We start from the raw sequence: 16,975 nt of genomic DNA on the forward strand, positions 1-16,975 counted from the left end.
ATGGCGTCGGACACGGCGGCGGGGACCCCGAAGGCGGCCCCCGCCGCTCCCAGGTCGCGCAAGAGCGTCACCGGCACCCGGAGAACGGTCGCGGCGCTGTTCCTGCTGCCCGCGCTCGTGCTGCTCGGTGCGCTCGTGGTCTACCCGATCGGGTACTCCGTCATCCGCAGCTTCTACGACCAGTCCGGCGACGGCTTCGCCGGCATCGACAACTACCGGGCGCTGTTCACCGACGACGGCATCCGCACGGCCCTGAGGAACAACGTCGTCTGGGTGGTGTTCGCGCCGACCGTCGCCACCGCGCTCGGCCTGGTCTTCGCGGTGCTGACCGAACGGGTCCGCTGGGGCACGGCGTTCAAGCTGGTCGTCTTCATGCCGATGGCGATCTCCATGCTGGCGGCCGGGATCATCTTCCGCCTGGTGTACGACCAGGACCCGGACAAGGGCGTGGCGAACGCGGTGTGGGTGGGGGTGCACGACACCTTCGCCCAGTCCTCCGCGTTCCCGAAGGCGCACCCGGGCCGTGACTCGCCGCTGGAGCCTGCCGGCGGGGGCGCCTTCGTCACCAGGGGCACGGTGAGCACCGGTGACACCGTCTCGCTCCCGCTGGTCGGGGTCGCCCCGGATCTGATGCCGGACGACGCGAAGCCCGCGGCGGCGGCGAAGCCAGAGGACGACCGGATCACCGGCACCACCTGGCAGGACTTCACCCGCGGCAAGGGCGTCGGCACGCTCAACCAGGTCGACGCCGCGGAACTCGGCTATCCGGGGATGCGGATCGAAGCCGTGAGGGACGGCACGGTGGTGGAGACGGCCACGGCGGGCGCCGACGGCACGTTCTCCCTGTCGTCGAAGGCCGACGGGGCACGACTGCGGCTCCCGGCGGGCAACTTCGACGCACCGTACAACGGGCTGGACTGGCTCGGCCCGTCGCTGGTCACCCCCGCGATCATCGGCTCGTACATCTGGATGTGGGCGGGCTTCGCGATGGTGCTGATCGCGGCCGGGCTCGCGGGCATGCCCCGGGAACTGCTGGAGGCCGCACGGGTCGACGGGGCCAACGAGTGGCAGGTGTTCAGACGGGTCACGGTGCCCCTGCTGGCGCCGGTCCTCGCGGTGGTCACCGTCACCCTGATGATCAACGTGCTGAAGGTGTTCGACCTGGTCTTCATCATCGCCCCGGGCTCCTCCCAGGACGACGCCAACGTCCTGGCGCTGGAGCTCTACCGCCAGGGCTTCTCGGCGGACCAGCCGGGCATCGCCAGCGCCATCGCGGTGTTCCTGCTGCTGCTGGTCATCCCGGTGATGTGGTTCAACGTGAGGCGGCTGCGGCGGGAGGTCAGGCGATGAGTGTCACCGAGGCGGGCGCGACAACCGTCGTCGCCAGGGAGTCGCTCGGCGCCCGGCTGAGCCGGGCGGTGAGCGGCGGCCTGGTCCGCGTCTTCCTGATCGTCGTCGGCCTGTTCTGGCTCGTCCCGACGATCGGGCTGCTGCTGGCCAGCCTGCGCACGCCGCGGGACATGGCCGCCGACGGGTGGTGGACGGTGTTCACCGAACCGTCCCGGCTCACCTTCGGCGCCTACGAGACGCTGCTGAGTAACGACGACATCACCGGCTCGCTGCTCAACACGGTGTACATCACCGTCCCGGCGACCGTGCTGGTGGTGGTGATCGGCTCGCTCGCGGGCTACGCCTTCGCCTGGATGGAGTTCCCGGGCCGCGACTGGTGGTTCCTGGCGGTCGTGGGGCTGCTGGTGGTGCCGGTGCAGGTGGCGCTGATCCCGATCGCCGAACTCTTCGGCTCCCTGGGCATCTTCGGCTCCCTGACCGGCGTGGTCCTGTTCCACGTCGGTTTCGGGCTGCCGTTCGCGGTGTTCCTGCTGCGGAACTTCTTCGCGGAGATCCCCAGGGAGCTGCTGGAGGCGGCCCGGCTGGACGGCGCGGGTGAACTGCGCCTGTTCGTGCGGGTCGTGATGCCGCTCGCCGGTCCGGCCATCGCCGCGCTCGGCATCTTCCAGTTCCTGTGGGTGTGGAACGACATGCTGGTCGCGCTGATCTTCACCGACGCGGGAAGCCAGCCGATCACGGTCGCCCTGCAGACGCAGGTACGGCAGTTCGGCAACAACATCGACGTGCTGGCGCCCGGCGCGTTCATCTCGATGGTGATCCCGCTGGTCGTGTTCTTCGCGTTCCAGCGGCAGTTCGTGTCCGGCGTGATGGCCGGTGCAGTCAAGTAGCAGAAGTGATCGCACAGTTGAAGGGGCGGACCGGCAAGGTCCGCCCCTTCGTGTGACGGGCGTCCCCCGGATGCCCCAGGGGGCGTAACCAAGTCGGCCCAGCGGCCGTTGCCGGGCAGAACGCCCGCACCGACCGTTGGATGCCCCTTGCCCAGGTTCAGTGTCATTGTCCCCGCGTACCAGGTCCAGGCGTATCTGCACGAGTGCCTGGAGTCGGTGCTGTCGCAGTCGTACCCCGATCTCGAACTGATCGCCGTCGACGACTGCTCGCCGGATGCCTGCGGTGCGGTGATCGACGAGTTCGCGGCCCGTGACCCCCGCGTACGGGTCGTGCACCTGCCGGAGAACACCGGGCTCGGGCGGGCCCGCAACGCCGGGATCGAGCGGGCGACCGGCGACTACCTGGTGTTCCTCGACGGCGACGACACCCTCACCCCCGACGCGCTGCTCGCCCTCGCCGACCGGCTGAAGGAGACCGGCGACCCGGACGTGCTGGTCTACGACTACGCGCGGACGTACTGGTCGGGCGAGGCCGTGCGCAACCGGGTCGCCGCCGAGCTCACCGAACGCGGACCCGCGCCGTTCCGGCTCGCCGACCGGCCGGGGCTGCTGAACCTGCTGATGGTGGCGTGGAACAAGGCGTACCGGCGGGAGTTCGTGCGGCGCGCGGGGCTCGCCTTCCCGCCCGGCTACTACGAGGACACCCCGTGGACGTACCCGGCCCTGATGACGGCGGAGTCGATCGCCACCCTCGACCGGGTGTGCGTGCACTACCGGCAGCGGCGGGCCGGCTGCATCCTGCGCACCACCAGTGACCGGCACTTCGACGTCTTCGACCAGTACGACCGCGTCTTCGCGTTCCTCGACGGGCGGCCCGACCTGGAGCGCTGGCGCCCGGTGCTGTTCCGCCGCATGGTCGACCACCTGGTGACGGTGTACACCCGGCGGGACCGGCTGCCGCGCGGTGCGCGGGCCGCGTTCCTGCGCCGGGCCCGGGCCCACTACCGGCGCCACCGCACCCCCGGTGCGCCCGTCCCCGCGCGCGCCCGCGTCCACCACACGCTGGTCCGGTTCGGCCTGCACCGCACCTACCGGGCCCTGCGCGTGACGGCGGCCCTGTACCGCGGGACCGCCCGGCTCGCCGGCCGGCTGCCCGACGCCCTGCGCCACGCCGCCCTGCGCGCCCACTACCGCTGCCAGCGGATGCTCCCGCTGCGCACCGACCACGTCCTGTTCACGGCCGAGGCGGGCCGCGGTGGCGACCCGGCCGCCCTGGAGGCCGCGGTGCGCGAGCACGCCCCGCACCTGCGCACCGCCTGGGTGGCCGGCCCCGAGCACCACCACACCCTCGCCCCGGGAACCCGCCGCCTCGTCCCCGGCACGGCCGCCCACTGGACGGCGCTCGCCCGGTCCGCGTACCTGGTGACCGACACGGAGACGGAACCCGGTCTGGTCAAGCGCGGGGGCCAGACCCTGGTCCGGGTGCAGACCGGCACCCCCGTCGGACACGTGGGCCTGGACCTCCAGGAGCGTCCGGCCGTGGCCCGGGGCACCGACTTCGCGCGGCTGCTCCGCGACGTCGACCGGTGGGACTACGTCGTCTCCGCCGACCGCCACTCCACCCTGACCTGGGAGCGCGTGCACCCCGGCAGCTACACCACCCTGGAGTACGGCAGGCCCCGCGCCGACCGCTTCCACGCGGCGACCGGCGCGGACGTCGCCGCGCTGCGCGCGTCGCTGGGCGTCCCGAAGGGTTCGGTGGCGATCCTCTACGCGCCGGCCCGCCGCGACTACGTCCGCACCCAGCCCCGGCTGCTCGACCTGGAACGCGTGGTGCGCCGGCTCGGCCCGCGGTTCGTCGTCCTGGCCCGCGCCCACCACCCGCACGACGGGCCGGCCGCCGCCTCCGACCGGGTGCTGGACGTGAGCGGGCACCCGGACGTGGTCTCGCTGTGTCTGGCCTCGGACGTCCTGGTCACCGACTTCTCCCCGCTGATGTGCGACTACGCGGTCCTGAACCGGCCGGTCGTCCTGCACACCGAGGACGGGGAGGCGTACGAGGCGGCCCGCGGCCTCTCCTTCGATCCGCGGTGCTTCCCGCCGGGCGCGGTCGCGGGCAGCGAGGACGAACTGATCGACATCTTCGCCTCCGGGCACTGGTGCGGAGCCCGCTCCGCACGCCTGCGCGCGACGTTCCGTGACCGTTTCTGCCCGCACGACGACGGCCGGGCCGCCGAGCGCGTCGTGCGCCGGGTGCTGCTCGGGGAGACCTCGTTGCCCCCGGTCGTGCCGCTGGACGAGCGCCTCCCGGCGCCACCGGCGGCCGCCGCGATCGACGTGCCGTCGCCCGTCACGCCGGCCCCGCGGCGGCCCACCGGGCTGCTGACCGTCACCGACGGCGGCTGACCGTCGTTCCCCCCTCGGGAGTTCCCACGCTCCCCGGCTCGTCGCGGCCCGCCGCGGCCCGGCCGCCCTCCTGGCGCCCCGCGGGGCGGCCCGGCCGGCGCCCCGCGCGCCGAGACGGCCGGCGCCCCGCCATCCCCTACGGAAAGAGCAGCATGCCCCGCTTCAGCATCATCGTCCCGTCCCACGGGGTCGCAGGTCGGCTGGGCCAGGCGCTGGACTCCGTCCTCGCCCAGTCCTTCGGTCACTTCGAGCTGATCCCGGTCTGTGACGCCCCGGGGTCCCCGGCGGCCGACGTGGCCGCCCGGCACGCCGAGCGGGACTCCCGGGTGGCCCCCGTGCACGCGCCGCCGTCGGAGGGTCTGGCGGGGGCGCGCAACGCGGGGATGCGGGCGGCGACCGGGACGTACCTGCTGTTCCTCGACGGCGACGACGTGCTGGTCCCGGGCGCGCTGGCCGCGCTGGACGCGCGTCTGACGGAGACCGGGCAGGTGGACGTGCTGCACTGTGAACACGAGCGCGTGCCCTGGTGGGAGGGCGAGCCCGCCAACCCGGCCGCGGCGCTGCTGGCGGACACCCCGGACGACGCCTTCGCGCCCGAGCGCGCCCCGCACCTCACCGGCGTGCGCCTGCCGGCGTGGAGCGCGGCCTGGCGCCGCGCCTTCGCCGCCGAGCAGTGCCTGGCCTTCCCCCGGGGGCACTTCACGGACGTCGGCTGGGGCGGACTGGCGATGCTGGGCGCCGAGCGCGTGGCGGTGCTCCGCGCGGTGGTCGTCCGGCATCAGGTGCGCCGGCAGGGCAACCGGCTGAACCTGCCCGGCGGACACCACGCCGAACTGCTCGACCAGGTCGAGCTGGTGCTCTCCCGCGCGGCCGACCTGGAGGTGCCCGCGGCCCGCACGGGACCGCTCTTCGAGCAGCTGTTCGCCGCCGTGCTGAAGACGGCCGCCCACCCCCGCCGGCTCACGTCGGGCCGCCGCGCCTTCTTCCGCCGGGCGAGCGCCCTGTACCGCCGGCACCGCCCCGCCGGGTACCGGCCCCCGGGCGGCAGCCCGGGCGTGCAGCACCGGCTGCTGGCGGCCGGCTCCTACCCGGCCTTCGCCGCCCTGCGCGGCACCCGCCGGGCGGCGTCCCGGGCAGTGGCGGCGGTGCCGCGTCCCCGGGGCCTGCGCACCCGTCTGCTGTACCGGGCGCACCTGCGCCGCCCGCTGGACGCGAACCTCGCCGTGTACTGCGCGTACTGGGGCCGCGGCTACACCTGCAACCCGGCCGCGATCCACGCGAAGGCGCGGGAGCTGGCCCCGCACATCCGCTCGGTGTTCCTGGTGGAGGCCGACCGGGCGCACACCGTGCCGGAGGGCGTCGAGCACGCGGTCATCGGCAGCCGCCGCTACTGGGAGGTGCTGGCCCGCGCGAAGTACCTGGTCAACAACGCCAACTTCGCGGAGGGCGTCGTCAAGCGCCCCGGCAGCGTGCACCTCCAGACGCAGCACGGCACCCCGCTGAAGACCATGGGCGTCGACCAGTCGACGTACCCGGTGGTGGCCGCGGCGACCGGCAGCTTCGGCAAGCTGCTGGGCCGGGTGGACCGCTGGGACTACAACCTGTCCTCCAACCCCCACTCCACCCGGGTGTGGGAGCGGGCCTTCCCCGGCTCCTACGAGCAGCTGGAGTACGGCTATCCGCGCAACGACGTGTACCTGACCGCCACCGCCGACGACGTGGCCCGGATCCGCGCGGAACTGGGCGTCCCCGAGGGCGCGAGGGCCGTGCTGTACGCGCCCACCCACCGCGACCACCACACCGGCTTCGAGCCCGGCCTGGACCTGGAGAAGTTCTGCGCGGCGGCCGGCGAGGACGTCGTGGTGCTGCTGCGCGCCCACTACTTCTACGACCGGGGCGGGCGCGGGTACGGCGGCCGGGTCGTCGACGTGACCGCGCACCGCTCCTCCGAGGACGTCTGCCTGGCCGCCGACGCGCTGATCACGGACTACTCGTCGATCATGTTCGACTACGCCGTCCTGGACCGCCCGATCGTGGTCTACGCCGACGACTGGGACGTCTACCGCGAGACCCGTGGCGTCTGCTTCGACCTGATGGACGGGCCGCCGGGGCCGGTCGCCCGCACCCCCGAGGAGCTGGCCCGGGTGTTCCGCGACGGCTCGTACGCGGGGGCGGAGTCGGCCGCGCTGCGGGCCCGGTTCCGGGAACGGTTCTGCCCCTTCGACGACGGGCGGGCCGCCGAGCGGGTGGTCCGCCGGGTGCTGCTCGGTGAGCCGCCCGAGGCGCTGCCGCCCGTGATCCCGCTCGCGGAGCGCGTCCCCGCCCCCGCGGCCGCCACCCTGGTGAGGAGCTGACGTGCCCCGCTTCAGCGTCGTCGTCCCCGTCCACAAGGTGCAGGGCTACCTGCACGCCTGCCTCGACTCGGTGCTCGAGCAGTCGTACCGCGACATCGAGGTGATCGCCGTCGACGACCGCTCCCCCGACGGCTGCGGCGCGATCCTCGACGCGTACGCGGCCCGGGACGAGCGGGTCCGGGTGCTGCACCTGCCGGAGAACGTGGGCCTCGGACGGGCCCGCAACGCGGCGCTGCCGCACGCGAGCGGCGACTACCTGCTGTTCCTGGACAGCGACGACACCCTCACCCCGGGCGCGCTGCGCGCCCTGGCCGACCGGCTCGAGGAGACCGGCGACCCGGACGTGGTGGTCTTCGACTACGCCCGCACCTACTGGTGGGGCGGCACCCGCCGCAACGTGCTGGCCCACGTCCTGGCGGACAACGCCGGGGGCACCTTCACCGCCGCCGAGCGCCCGGAGATCCTCGACCTGCTGATGGTGGTGTGGAACAAGGCCTACCGGCGCGACTTCGTCGAACGGGAGGGCTTCACCTTCCCGCCCGGCTACTACGAGGACACGCCCTGGACGTTCCCGGTGATGCTCAGCGCGGAGCGCATCGCCACCCTGGACCGGATCTGCCTCTCCTACCGGCAGCGACGCCAGGGCAGCATCCTGTCCACCACCAGCCGCAAGCACTTCGACGTCCACGCGCAGTACGCGCGGGTGTTCCGCTTCGTCGACGCCCGCCCGGCGCTCGCGCACTGGCGGCCGTTCCTGCACGCCAAGATGGGCGAGCACTGTCTCGACATCCTCTCCAAGCCGGACCGGCTGCCCCCGTCCGACAGGGCCGAGTTCTTCCGCCGCACGGCCGAGATGTTCCACGCGCACCGGCCGGAGGGCGTCCGGATCCCCGCCGACCTGCGGGTGCTGGAGGGGAGTTACACCGGTTACGTGCTGCGGCGGCAGGCCGGGCGGGCGGGACGGGAGCTGGGCCGGCGGGCCCGGCAGGCGCGCAGCGCGACGGCGGCGCGTGCCGTACGGACCCGGGCGGCGCTGCGCCGCCCGCTGGACCCGGACCTCGCCGTGTACTCGGCGTTCTCCCACCGGGGCGTACTGGGCGACCCGGCGGCGATCCACCGCGCGGCGCGGGGGATCGCCCCCCACATCCGGGGCGTGTGGGTGCTGGCCGACGAGGAACGGGCGGCCGGGCTGCCGCCGGACACCGAGTACGTGCTCCTGGACTCCCCCGGCTACCGCAGGGCGGTCGAGCGGGCCACGTACTTCGTCAACAACGTCAACTGGTCGGGGGCGCTGGTCAAACGCCCGGGGAGCGTGCACATCCACACCCATCAGGGCACCCCGCTGAAGTTCATGGGCGCCGACCTGCTCGGCAAGCCGGGTGCCCGGCACGGCTTCGACGTGCCGCAGATGCTGCGCCGGGCCGACCGCTGGGACCACAGCCTGGTCGCCAACCGGCACTCCGAGCTGGTGTGGGAGCGGGCCTTCCCCTGTCACTTCACCTCCCTGCGCTCGGGCAGCCCCCGCAACGACGTCCTGGTCGGCGCGGGCCCGGACAGCGGCCGCGCGGTCCGCGCCCGGCTCGGGATCCCGGAGGGCGACACGGTGGTGCTGTACGCGCCGACCCGCCGCGACTACCGCAGGGACGGGCTGGTGGAGCGGATCGACCTGGCCCGCTTCGCCGCCGACCTGGGCGAGGGCCGCACCCTGGTGGTCCGGCTGCACCCCTCGCTCGCCGCCGGGCCCGCGCGCGGGCTGGGCCTCGCCGAACTGCACCGGCGGGGTGTGCTGGTGGACGCCACGGACGAGCCGGAGGTGCAGGAGGTGCTGCTCGCCGCCGACGTCCTGGTCACCGACTATTCGGCGCTGATGTTCGACTACGCCAACCTGGACCGGCCGATCGTGCTGCACGCCGACGACTGGGACGCCTTCCGGGCGAGCCGGGGCGCCTACCTCGACATCACCGCCGAGGCGCCGGGGCATGTGGCGCGCTCCTACCGGGAGCTGGCGTGGCTGTTCGACTCCGGGACGTGGCGGGACGGTGAGGCGCAGCGGCTGCGGGCCGCGTTCAGGGAGCGGTACTGCGAGTTCGACGACGGCCGGGCCGCCGAACGGGTGGTGCGCGCGCTGATGCTGGGCGAGCCGCTGCCGGAGCGCCCGCCGGGCCCCGCCCGGCTGCCCGCCCAGGCCGGCGACCGCGGCCGGCTGACCGCCTCGTGAGGCCGCGCACCTGGGTGCTGCTGCTGGCCGCGGTCTTCGCGGTGCTGCAACTGGCGAACGTCTCCGGCCGGGACACCCCCGACAGCAAGAACTACCTCTCGTACGCGCTGAGTCTGGGCGGCGCCGACAAGCGGGAGGCGGCGGCCGTCACCATCGACCACTTCTGCGCGGGCCGGGCGGCGATCGCCCACCGCGACCAGAACGTGGACGTGGTGCGCTTCCACGCCCCGGACCCCGCCCCGCGGGTCCTCCATGAGTGCCGGGAGCGGGAGTGGCGGGCGGTCGAAGCCGGGCTGGCGGCCGGGCAGACGGCCGGGCACACCGTGCCGTTCATGCCGGAGCGGTTCATGCGGATCTTCGAGGTGCGTCCCGGCTACCCGGTGGTCCTGCTGCCGTTCGTCACCCTGTTCGGGGCGACCTGGGGGCTGTGGGCGGCGGGCGTGGTGATCACCTGCGCGGGCGGGGTGCTGGCCTTCCTGGTGCTGCGCACCCTGTCGGTGCCGGTGCCGCTCGCGCTCACCGGGCAGGTCCTGTTCCTCGTCCTGCCGTGCGGGACGACGGCGATGCGCCCGATGACGGAGGGGCTGCTGCTGGCGCTCACGCTGGCCGCCCTGTGGGGCTGTGCGCTGGTGCTCCAGGGGCGCGGGACGCGGGCGGGCACGGCGCTGGTGTGCGCCGCGCTGGTCGCGCTGTTCACCGTGAAGCACTCGCAGGCGCTGTTCCTCGGGCTGTGCCTGGCGGGCGCGGGCGCGGCGGTCGCCGTGCGGCGCCGCCGGCGGGGCCTGCCCCCGGGGCGCGGGGTGGTGGCGCTCGCCGCGGTGGGGTGCGCGGGGATGCTGGGCACGGTGGTGCTGGCCCGGCTGCTGCACTACCCGTCGGTGTCGGAGAGCGTGCAGGACCTGCTCACCGACCACTTCGCCCGGCCCGACCGGGAGCGTCCCTGGGCGGAGTTCTTCCAGCTCCAGGGGAACTTCTGGATGGAGTGGCTGCGCCGGCGGCTGTGGGAACCGCTGTTCCTGGCCGCCCTGGCCGCGGGTGTGCTGGGCGCGCGGCGGCGGCCGGCGTTCGGTGCCTTCCTGGTCGCCGCGGCCTGCACGGGGGTCCTCAACCAGGCGGGGCACCCGGACATCGCCATCTGGGGCGACCGGCTGATCACCGCGGCCTGGCTGCTGCCGGTGCTGGGTGTGCCGCTGCTGCTGGAGCCGGCGGTGCGGCGGCTCGCGGTGCCGGCGCAGGGGGCGGCGCCGCTGGAGCGCGTGCACTGACCGCCGAGGTCACTCGAAGAGGTGAGATCAGGTCGAGCCCGTGACACGTGGGGGAACATACGGCAGATGTCTCGCATGCCCTCGTTCCCCGTCACCCGATGAGCGCCGGAGTCCTCGTACGGCGGACCGTGAGCGGTGCCACGGCGCTGCGCGGCGGCGGGGCCTGGCGCCCCACCCCGTACCAGCTCTTCGGTTTCCTGTTCTGGCTCGTGATGTCCCTGGCGTACTGGAGGGTGCCGCTGTGCTGCGACGCCGGCCAGCACGCGGCGGTCGTCGAACGCCTCAGGGACGATCTGCTGCACCCCCGGCACCCGATGGCGGACCTGCCGGGTGCGGGCAGCCCGTACTACTCGCCGTTCGCCCTGGCGCAGGGGGTGGCAGCCCGGCTGACCGGCCTGGGCGGCTGGGAGGTCCTCAAGCTCACCGGGCCGCTCAACCTGCTGGTGCTGCTCACCGGCATCGGGCGTTTCGTGCGGGTGCTGACGCCGCGTCCGTGGGCGCCGGTGCTGGCACTCTCCGCGATGACGCTGCTGTGGGGGGTGGAGCGGGCCTGGTGGAGCGGCTACCTGAACCTGATGTCGCTGACGGGCAATCTCGCCTACCCGTCGGCGTGCGCGATCGGGCTCGCCTTCTGGGCCTGGGCGCTGACGGGTGAGCGGGCCCGGGACGCGGCCGCCGTGCGGTACGTGGGGCCGGGCGGGCTGCGTCCGCTGTCGGGGTACGCGGCGCTGGGCGCGCTGTACGGGCTGATCCTGCTGGTGCACCCGATCACGGCGGTCGCGGCGGCGGTGGGTGCGGTGGCGCTGGTCGCCGGCCGGCAGCGGCGGTGGCCGGCGGGGGTCGTCGGGCGCTGGGCGCTGACGGGGGCCCTCGCGCTGCTGGTGGCGGCGTGCTGGCCGTACTTCGACGTCTTCGCGCTGGCCGGGGACGGCAGTGTGGACGCGATGCACCGGAGGCTGTACCTGGACCTGGCCGGTCAGTTCGCTCTGGCGCTGCTGGGGCTGCCGGTGCTGTGGCTGCGGGCGCGGCGGACCTCGTGGCGCGACCCGCTGGTGCTGATGTTCGTCCTGGACTGCCTGGTGGTGGCGTACGGCTGGGTCAGCGGGCACTACACGTACGGCAGGATCCTGGGGCTCACGCTGGTGCCGCTGCAGTTCGCGCTCGCGGTGGAGCTGGCGGCGCCCCGGCCGTGGCCGGTGTGGCGGCGGCTGCTGGGCGGGGCGGCGGCCGCGGGGGCCTGCGCCGGGTTCCTGACCGTGCAGGCCGGGGCGGTGGTGCCGCCCGCGGTGGACCCGGTGGGCTTCGAACAGCCGCCCGACTGGCCGTCGTACGACTGGGCCGCGCGGTACGTCGGCCGGGGCGAGGTGGTGATCACCGACGGCTACCACGCCGTCCACGCCCTCGCCGGGTACGGGCCGAACCTCACGGCGCCCGCCTGGCCGGACCCCGCGCTGGACGAACGGGAGCGGCTGCGGCGGGCGGAGGACGTGCGCGCATACCTGGACCCCGGTTCGACCCGCGCCGAGCGGGCCGCGGTCGTCCGCCGGTACCACGCGCGCTGGCTGCTGCTGACGCCCTGGCAGCGGCTGCCCGAGGAGGCGGTGGTGGTGACGTGGAGCCGGCGGACGGGGGAGGTGCTGGCACGGGTCGGGGACCCGGGCGGCGGGACTACTCGATGACGAGGTCGACGGCGATGTTGCCGCGGGTGGCGTTGGAGTAGGGGCAGACCTGGTGGGCCTGCTCGACCAGCTTGCGGCCGGTCTCCTCCTCGATGCCCTCGGGCAGCTCGACGCGGAGCGTCACCGCGAGCGCGAAGCCCTCGCCCTGCTTGCCGAGGACGACCTCGGCGGTCACCGCGGCGTCGCTGACGTCGACCTTCGCCGCCCGGCCGACCACGCCGAGGGCGCTGCCGAAGCAGGCCGCGTAACCGGCGGCGAACAGCTGCTCGGGGTTGGTGCCCTGACCGCTGCCGCCCAGCTCCACGGGGGCGCTCAGACCGAGGTCCAGCTTGCCGTCGGAGGTGACGGCGCGGCCCTCGCGGCCGTGGGTGGCGGTGGCGACGGCGGTGTAGAGCGCGTCCATGGGGAGACCCCTCTCGAGTGGTGACCGGGCCGGAGCCCTGAGGGTTCCGGCCGCCTGACGACCACAAGTAGAGCACGCAATTAAATTGCGTGCAACCAAATGGCTCGCGAGAGCTACCCTGGAGCCATGACCGCCACTGGGAACCCACCCGCGACGCCCCCGCTGCCGGGCGCCGCGGACGACTGGCTCCGCCTCGACCAGCAGATCTGCTTCAGCCTCCACGCCGCCTCCCGCGCCTTCAACGGCGTCTACCGGGTGGTGCTGAAGGACCTCGGGCTCACCTATCCGCAGTACCTGGTCATGCTGGTGCTGTGGGAGCACGGAACGCTGCCCGTGAAGCAGCTCGGCGCCCACCTGCGGCTGGACTCCGGCACGCTGTCCCCCCTGCTCAAGCGCCTGGAGACGGCCGGACTGGTGCGCCGCGAGCGCAGCGCGCGCGACGAGCGGTCGGTGGAGGTCCGGCCCACCGAGGAGGGCGCCGCGCTGCGCGAGCGCGCCCAGGAGGTGCCGCGCCGCATCCTCGCCGCGACCGGCTTCCAGGGCGAGGAGGTCCGCTCCCTGAGCGCCCGTCTGCACGAACTGACCACGGCACTGGACAAGGCCGCGGCCGACGGGGCGTGACCCGCGGCGGGTAGGAGACGCCCTCGGACGGGCAAAGGGTATGAACAGCCCATACCGCGCCCGAGGACGTCATGCACCCCCCACACCCCCCGACCGCCGCCGTCGCCGTCGTCGTGATCGGCCACGACGACGCCCCCCACGTGACCGACGCCGTGCGCTCGGCGCTCGACCAGGGCCCCGCCGTGCGCGAGGTCGTCGCCGTCGACGACTGCTCCACGGACGGCAGCGCCGGCCTGCTGGACCGGCTGGCCGCCGACGAGCCCCGGCTGCGGGTGATCCGGCTCCCCGCCAACAGCGGCGGCTGCGGCACCCCGCGCAACACCGGGCTCGACGCGGTGACCGCGCCGTACGTGATGTTCCTGGACAGCGACGACGTCCTGCCGCCCGGCGCGGTGGACGCGCTGCTCACGGCCGCGACCGGGACACGGGCCGAGGTCACCGGCGGCCTGTGCGTGAGGAGGGAGCTGCCCTCGGGCCGCGAGGTGCCGTGGGAGCCCGGCCTGTACGCGGCCCCCGCCGTCCTCACCCACCCCGTCCGCCACCCGCGCCTGGTGTACGACACGCTCTGCGTCAACAAGCTCTACGCCACGGCCTTCCTCCGCACACACGCCATCCGCTTCCCCGAGGGCCGCTTCCCCTACGAGGACATCGTCTTCACGGCGCGGGTGTGGGCCGCCGCCCCGCGCGTCGCGCTGATCCCGGACCGGGTGTACGTCTGGCACGTCCGCCGCTCCGCGCGGCGGCTGTCGATCTCGCTGGCCCGCGCCGGGACCGACAACTGGCGCTCGCGCACCCACGCCTGCCGCACCGCCCACGGGATCCTGCTGGACGCCGGGGAGAAACCGCTGGCACGCCGGGTCAGGGCCAAGTTCCTCGACCACGACCTGCGCATGTACGCGCGTGAACTGCCCCTGCGGGACGAGACCTACCGGCGGGAGTGGTGGACCCACACGCGGGCGTTCCTCGCCGACTACGACGCCGCCGACTGGGCCCGCGACCCGGTCGCCCCGGGCCGGCTGATCGCACGGGTCGTCCTGGCCTGCCCGGAGCCGCGCGACCTGCCCCGCCTGCGGGAGCTGGCGGCCCGGCCGGCCAGGCTCCGCCCGCCCTACGCCCGCGCGGCGGACGGCACGCCCTGCTGGTCGTCGGCCCTGCCGGGGATCACCCTGGAGCCCCTGCTGACCCGCCCCGCGCCCCACCTCCCGCTCGCCGTCGACGCGGAACTGCGCCCCCGCGCGGGCCGGCTGCGGCTGCGCCTGCACGAGCTGTACGGCAGGACGGCCCGGGCGGGCCCGACGGAGGTGGAGGTGGAGTGGCGCCACCGGGACCGGGACGGGATGGCCGTGCGCCGCACGGTGCCGTGGCGGGCGTCGTCCGAGGACACCTGGACGGCGGAGACCCCGCTGTGCACGGACCGGCTGGCCGGCCTCGCCCCCGGCGCCTGGGACCTGCGGCTGCGGCTGCGCTTCCGGGACGGCTCCACCCGCCCGGTCACGGCCCACGCCCTGGCCGGCCCCGGCCTGCTGCGCCGCCTCGCGCTCCCGAGCCATCGCCACGGCATCGTCCTCGTCCACCCCTACGCCACCCACTCCGGCTCCCTCGCCCTGCGCGTGGCGACCGGCGTACGCGGCGTCGTCCCGATACTCCGCGCCCGCCTGCGGCGCCTGCTGACCCAGGGGGTGACCGGCACCTGAGCCACGACGCCGCGGGCATGTTCGGGACGCCCGCCGGGGGCCCGTGCCGCCGGCGGGCGCCCGGCGGGCGGGCCCGCCGGGGCCCGTGCCGCCACCGCCCCGGCTAGCCTGCCCGGATGACCTTCCTCGACCGTGCGCTGGGTGCCGTCGTCGGTTCCGCCGTCGGCGACGCCCTGGGCGCGCCCTTCGAGTTCGGCCCCGAGGCCGCCTTCTCCGCCCGTTTCCCGGCGGCGGGGCACGGCGGGGAGATGTGCGGGGGCGGCGGCTGGGACCCGGGAGAGGCGACCGACGACACCCAGATGGCGGTACTCGTCGCCGAATCGCTGCTGGAGTGCGGGGGCCTGGAACTCCCCGACGTCTTCCGCCGGTTCCAGCGGTGGGCCGCCGCGGAGCCGAAGGACATCGGCCTCCAGACGGAGGCGGTGCTGAGCAGCGGCGACCCCTGGGACCTGGCCGCCGCGCTGCACTTCCAGAGGAGTCAGCGTGCCGCGGGCAACGGCGCGTTGATGCGGGCCGCGCCCTCCGCCGTGTACTTCGCGCCGCTCGGCCGGGACGCCACCATGGACGCCGCCCGCCGGCTGGCCGCGCTGACCCACGGCGACCGGGCGGCGTGGGAGGGCACGGCCGTCTTCCACGAACTGGTGCGCGTGGCCCTGGCCGGTGACGATCCGGTCGCCGCCGTGGCCGCCACCCTCGACGCCGTACACCCCGACCACCGCGACCGCTACGCCACCGTCCTCGCACCCGACTGGCACCCGGACCTGGCCACCGAGTTCAACGGCGCGGTGTGGCCCTGCCTCGGCTCGGCGCTCTGGGCACTGCGCACAACGAACGGTTACGAGGACGCCGTACGCGCGGCGATCGACCTGGGCGGCGACACCGACACGGTGGCGGCCGTCACGGGCGGCCTGGCGGGAGCGGTGCACGGCATCGGCGCGGTGCCCGCCCGCTGGACCGAACCCCTGCACGTGCCGCTGCCGGGCTTCGCCGGCCGGGTCCTGTCCACGGCCGGCCTGACCGCCCTCACCCGGCGCCTGTGCCGCTGAAGCGGCCCCCGCCCGGCAGTCGCTGCCCGTACCGGCGGGCGGGCTCCCGCGGACGAGGCCGCGGGAGCGGTCCCCCGCCGGTTCACAGGGCCTTCAGCGCCGCCGTCGTGGCGCGGGTCAGGGATTCCAGGTGGCCCTTGGGGAGCTTGGGGCTGCGGATGACGACGGAGCGCCAGTACAGGGGGCCGGAGATGAGGTCCAGGGCGAGGTCGTGGTCGATGCCGGGGCGGAGTTCGCCGCGGGTCTCCGCCGCCGTGACGATGCCCTTGGCGACCCCGTCCTGCCCTTCGCGCAGGGCCTTGCGGAGGGCCTCGGCGATGTCGGGGTTGCGGGCGGCCTCGGCCTGGAGGTCGGGCAGGATCTGGGAGGCGACGGGGTGGCGCAGGGCGCGGGAGGTGACCTCGTACAGCAGGCGCAGGTCGCCCTCGAGGGAGCCGGTGTCCGGCGCGGGCAGTCCCTGGACGGCGATCGCGGAGACCAGGTCGAGGACCAGGTGCAGTTTGGAGCGCCAGCGGCGGTACACCGCGGTCTTGCCGACGCCCGCGCGGCGTGCGATGCCCTCGATCGACATCCGCGCGTAGCCGGCGGAGGCGAGTTCCTCGAAGACGGCCGCCCTGATGGCCTCCGTGACGTCCTCCCGCAGCACGGCGGCGCCGGCGGGGGCCCTGCGGCGCGGACGCGGACGCGGCTGGGGCTCGTCTGCGTTCGTCGTCATGCGGACCAGCATAGGCAGCCGCATCCGTCACGACGAAACGGTTGCGTTCCGACGTGCATTCGACCTACTCTCCGGTGACGACGATACGGTCCCGTCCCGACGTCGAACCCCGTTGCCCTCCCCTCCCCCTAGCGAAAGCAGCGGACGTGAGTCAGGCCCTCCACACACCGCCTCCCGCAGCAGCCCGCCCGGTACCGGGCGAGGACGACCTCGCGGCCCTCGCCGCCCGGCACGGCCTCACGGTCAGCGGCGCCCGGCCGTCCCTCGTCGAGTACGTCCGTCAGCTCTGGGGCCGGCGGCACTTCATCCTCGCCTTCTCCCAGGCCAAGCTCACCGC

At 74.6% G+C, this 16,975-nt stretch carries 12 protein-coding genes and 1 pseudogene; 11 read left to right on the top strand and 2 right to left on the bottom strand.

What is annotated here, in order from left to right:
• The 7 genes from ACZ6A9_RS21775 (at position 1) to ACZ6A9_RS21805 (ending at position 12,159) form a co-directional block, all read left to right on the top strand.
• Positions 1-1,350, top strand: a complete 1,350-nt coding sequence (locus ACZ6A9_RS21775; RefSeq protein WP_468987775.1) for a carbohydrate ABC transporter permease — start codon at positions 1-3, stop codon at positions 1,348-1,350.
• Positions 1,347-2,237 carry a carbohydrate ABC transporter permease gene (locus ACZ6A9_RS21780; RefSeq protein WP_468987778.1) on the top strand — a complete coding sequence of 297 codons (891 nt, stop codon included), beginning with the start codon at positions 1,347-1,349 and terminating at the stop codon, positions 2,235-2,237. Before ACZ6A9_RS21775 ends, ACZ6A9_RS21780 begins: the two co-directional genes overlap by 4 nt.
• Positions 2,238-2,384: 147 nt before the next feature.
• Complete coding sequence (locus ACZ6A9_RS21785; protein ID WP_468987780.1) at positions 2,385-4,643, top strand: bifunctional glycosyltransferase/CDP-glycerol:glycerophosphate glycerophosphotransferase; 2,259 nt, start codon at positions 2,385-2,387, stop codon at positions 4,641-4,643.
• Between the two features lie 152 nt (positions 4,644-4,795).
• Positions 4,796-6,997 (top strand): bifunctional glycosyltransferase/CDP-glycerol:glycerophosphate glycerophosphotransferase, encoded by a 2,202-nt coding sequence (locus tag ACZ6A9_RS21790; RefSeq protein ID WP_468987782.1) that lies wholly within the window; start codon positions 4,796-4,798, stop codon positions 6,995-6,997.
• Position 6,998: 1 nt separating this feature from the next.
• On the top strand, positions 6,999-9,215 hold the full coding sequence (locus ACZ6A9_RS21795) for a bifunctional glycosyltransferase/CDP-glycerol:glycerophosphate glycerophosphotransferase (RefSeq protein WP_468987784.1): 2,217 nt from the start codon (positions 6,999-7,001) through the stop codon (positions 9,213-9,215).
• A complete protein-coding gene (locus ACZ6A9_RS21800; RefSeq protein WP_468987786.1) occupies positions 9,212-10,480 on the top strand; it encodes a hypothetical protein in 1,269 nt (422 codons plus the stop codon). Before ACZ6A9_RS21795 ends, ACZ6A9_RS21800 begins: the two co-directional genes overlap by 4 nt.
• Positions 10,481-10,578: 98 nt before the next feature.
• On the top strand, positions 10,579-12,159 hold the full coding sequence (locus ACZ6A9_RS21805) for a hypothetical protein (RefSeq protein WP_468987788.1): 1,581 nt from the start codon (positions 10,579-10,581) through the stop codon (positions 12,157-12,159).
• On the opposite strand, the gene ACZ6A9_RS21810 is transcribed toward ACZ6A9_RS21805, so the two are convergent.
• The gene (locus ACZ6A9_RS21810; protein ID WP_468987790.1) at positions 12,149-12,562 is read right to left on the bottom strand and encodes an organic hydroperoxide resistance protein; all 414 of its coding nucleotides are present in this window, start codon (positions 12,560-12,562) and stop codon (positions 12,149-12,151) included. The genes ACZ6A9_RS21805 and ACZ6A9_RS21810 overlap by 11 nt on opposite strands.
• Before the next feature lie 126 nt (positions 12,563-12,688).
• Between ACZ6A9_RS21810 and ACZ6A9_RS21815 the strand changes: the two genes are divergently transcribed.
• From ACZ6A9_RS21815 to ACZ6A9_RS21825, 3 genes are all read left to right on the top strand, one after another.
• The gene (locus tag ACZ6A9_RS21815; protein ID WP_468987791.1) at positions 12,689-13,183 is read left to right on the top strand and encodes a MarR family winged helix-turn-helix transcriptional regulator; all 495 of its coding nucleotides are present in this window, start codon (positions 12,689-12,691) and stop codon (positions 13,181-13,183) included.
• Positions 13,184-13,254: 71 nt separating this feature from the next.
• The gene (locus ACZ6A9_RS21820) at positions 13,255-14,877 is read left to right on the top strand and encodes a glycosyltransferase family 2 protein (protein WP_468987793.1); all 1,623 of its coding nucleotides are present in this window, start codon (positions 13,255-13,257) and stop codon (positions 14,875-14,877) included.
• 116 nt (positions 14,878-14,993) lie between these two features.
• Positions 14,994-15,923, top strand: coding sequence for an ADP-ribosylglycohydrolase family protein (locus ACZ6A9_RS21825; RefSeq protein WP_468987794.1), 930 nt, complete (start codon positions 14,994-14,996; stop codon positions 15,921-15,923).
• 82 nt (positions 15,924-16,005) lie between these two features.
• On the opposite strand, the gene ACZ6A9_RS21830 is transcribed toward ACZ6A9_RS21825, so the two are convergent.
• Entirely contained in the window at positions 16,006-16,638 is a 633-nt protein-coding gene (locus tag ACZ6A9_RS21830) for a TetR/AcrR family transcriptional regulator (protein ID WP_228970104.1), read from the bottom strand.
• 146 nt (positions 16,639-16,784) lie between these two features.
• Between ACZ6A9_RS21830 and ACZ6A9_RS21835 the strand changes: the two are divergent.
• A pseudogene (locus tag ACZ6A9_RS21835) lies at positions 16,785-16,975 on the top strand (ABC transporter permease); the annotation flags it as partial.

It is taken from the genome of Streptomyces sp. NPDC041124, assembly GCF_055592385.1.

What these genes read in the sequence shown, in the direction of transcription:
- ACZ6A9_RS21775 (WP_468987775.1), top strand. Translation starts at nt 1, where the DNA reads ATGGCGTCGGACACGGCGGCGGGGACCCCGAAGGCGGCCCCCGCCGCT.
- ACZ6A9_RS21780 (WP_468987778.1), top strand. Translation starts at nt 1,347, where the DNA reads ATGAGTGTCACCGAGGCGGGCGCGACAACCGTCGTCGCCAGGGAGTCG.
- ACZ6A9_RS21790 (WP_468987782.1), top strand. Translation starts at nt 4,796, where the DNA reads ATGCCCCGCTTCAGCATCATCGTCCCGTCCCACGGGGTCGCAGGTCGG.
- ACZ6A9_RS21805 (WP_468987788.1), top strand. Translation starts at nt 10,579, where the DNA reads ATGAGCGCCGGAGTCCTCGTACGGCGGACCGTGAGCGGTGCCACGGCG.
- ACZ6A9_RS21810 (WP_468987790.1), bottom strand. Translation starts at nt 12,562, where the DNA reads ATGGACGCGCTCTACACCGCCGTCGCCACCGCCACCCACGGCCGCGAG.
- ACZ6A9_RS21815 (WP_468987791.1), top strand. Translation starts at nt 12,689, where the DNA reads ATGACCGCCACTGGGAACCCACCCGCGACGCCCCCGCTGCCGGGCGCC.
- ACZ6A9_RS21820 (WP_468987793.1), top strand. Translation starts at nt 13,255, where the DNA reads ATGCACCCCCCACACCCCCCGACCGCCGCCGTCGCCGTCGTCGTGATC.
- ACZ6A9_RS21825 (WP_468987794.1), top strand. Translation starts at nt 14,994, where the DNA reads ATGACCTTCCTCGACCGTGCGCTGGGTGCCGTCGTCGGTTCCGCCGTC.
- ACZ6A9_RS21830 (WP_228970104.1), bottom strand. Translation starts at nt 16,638, where the DNA reads ATGACGACGAACGCAGACGAGCCCCAGCCGCGTCCGCGTCCGCGCCGC.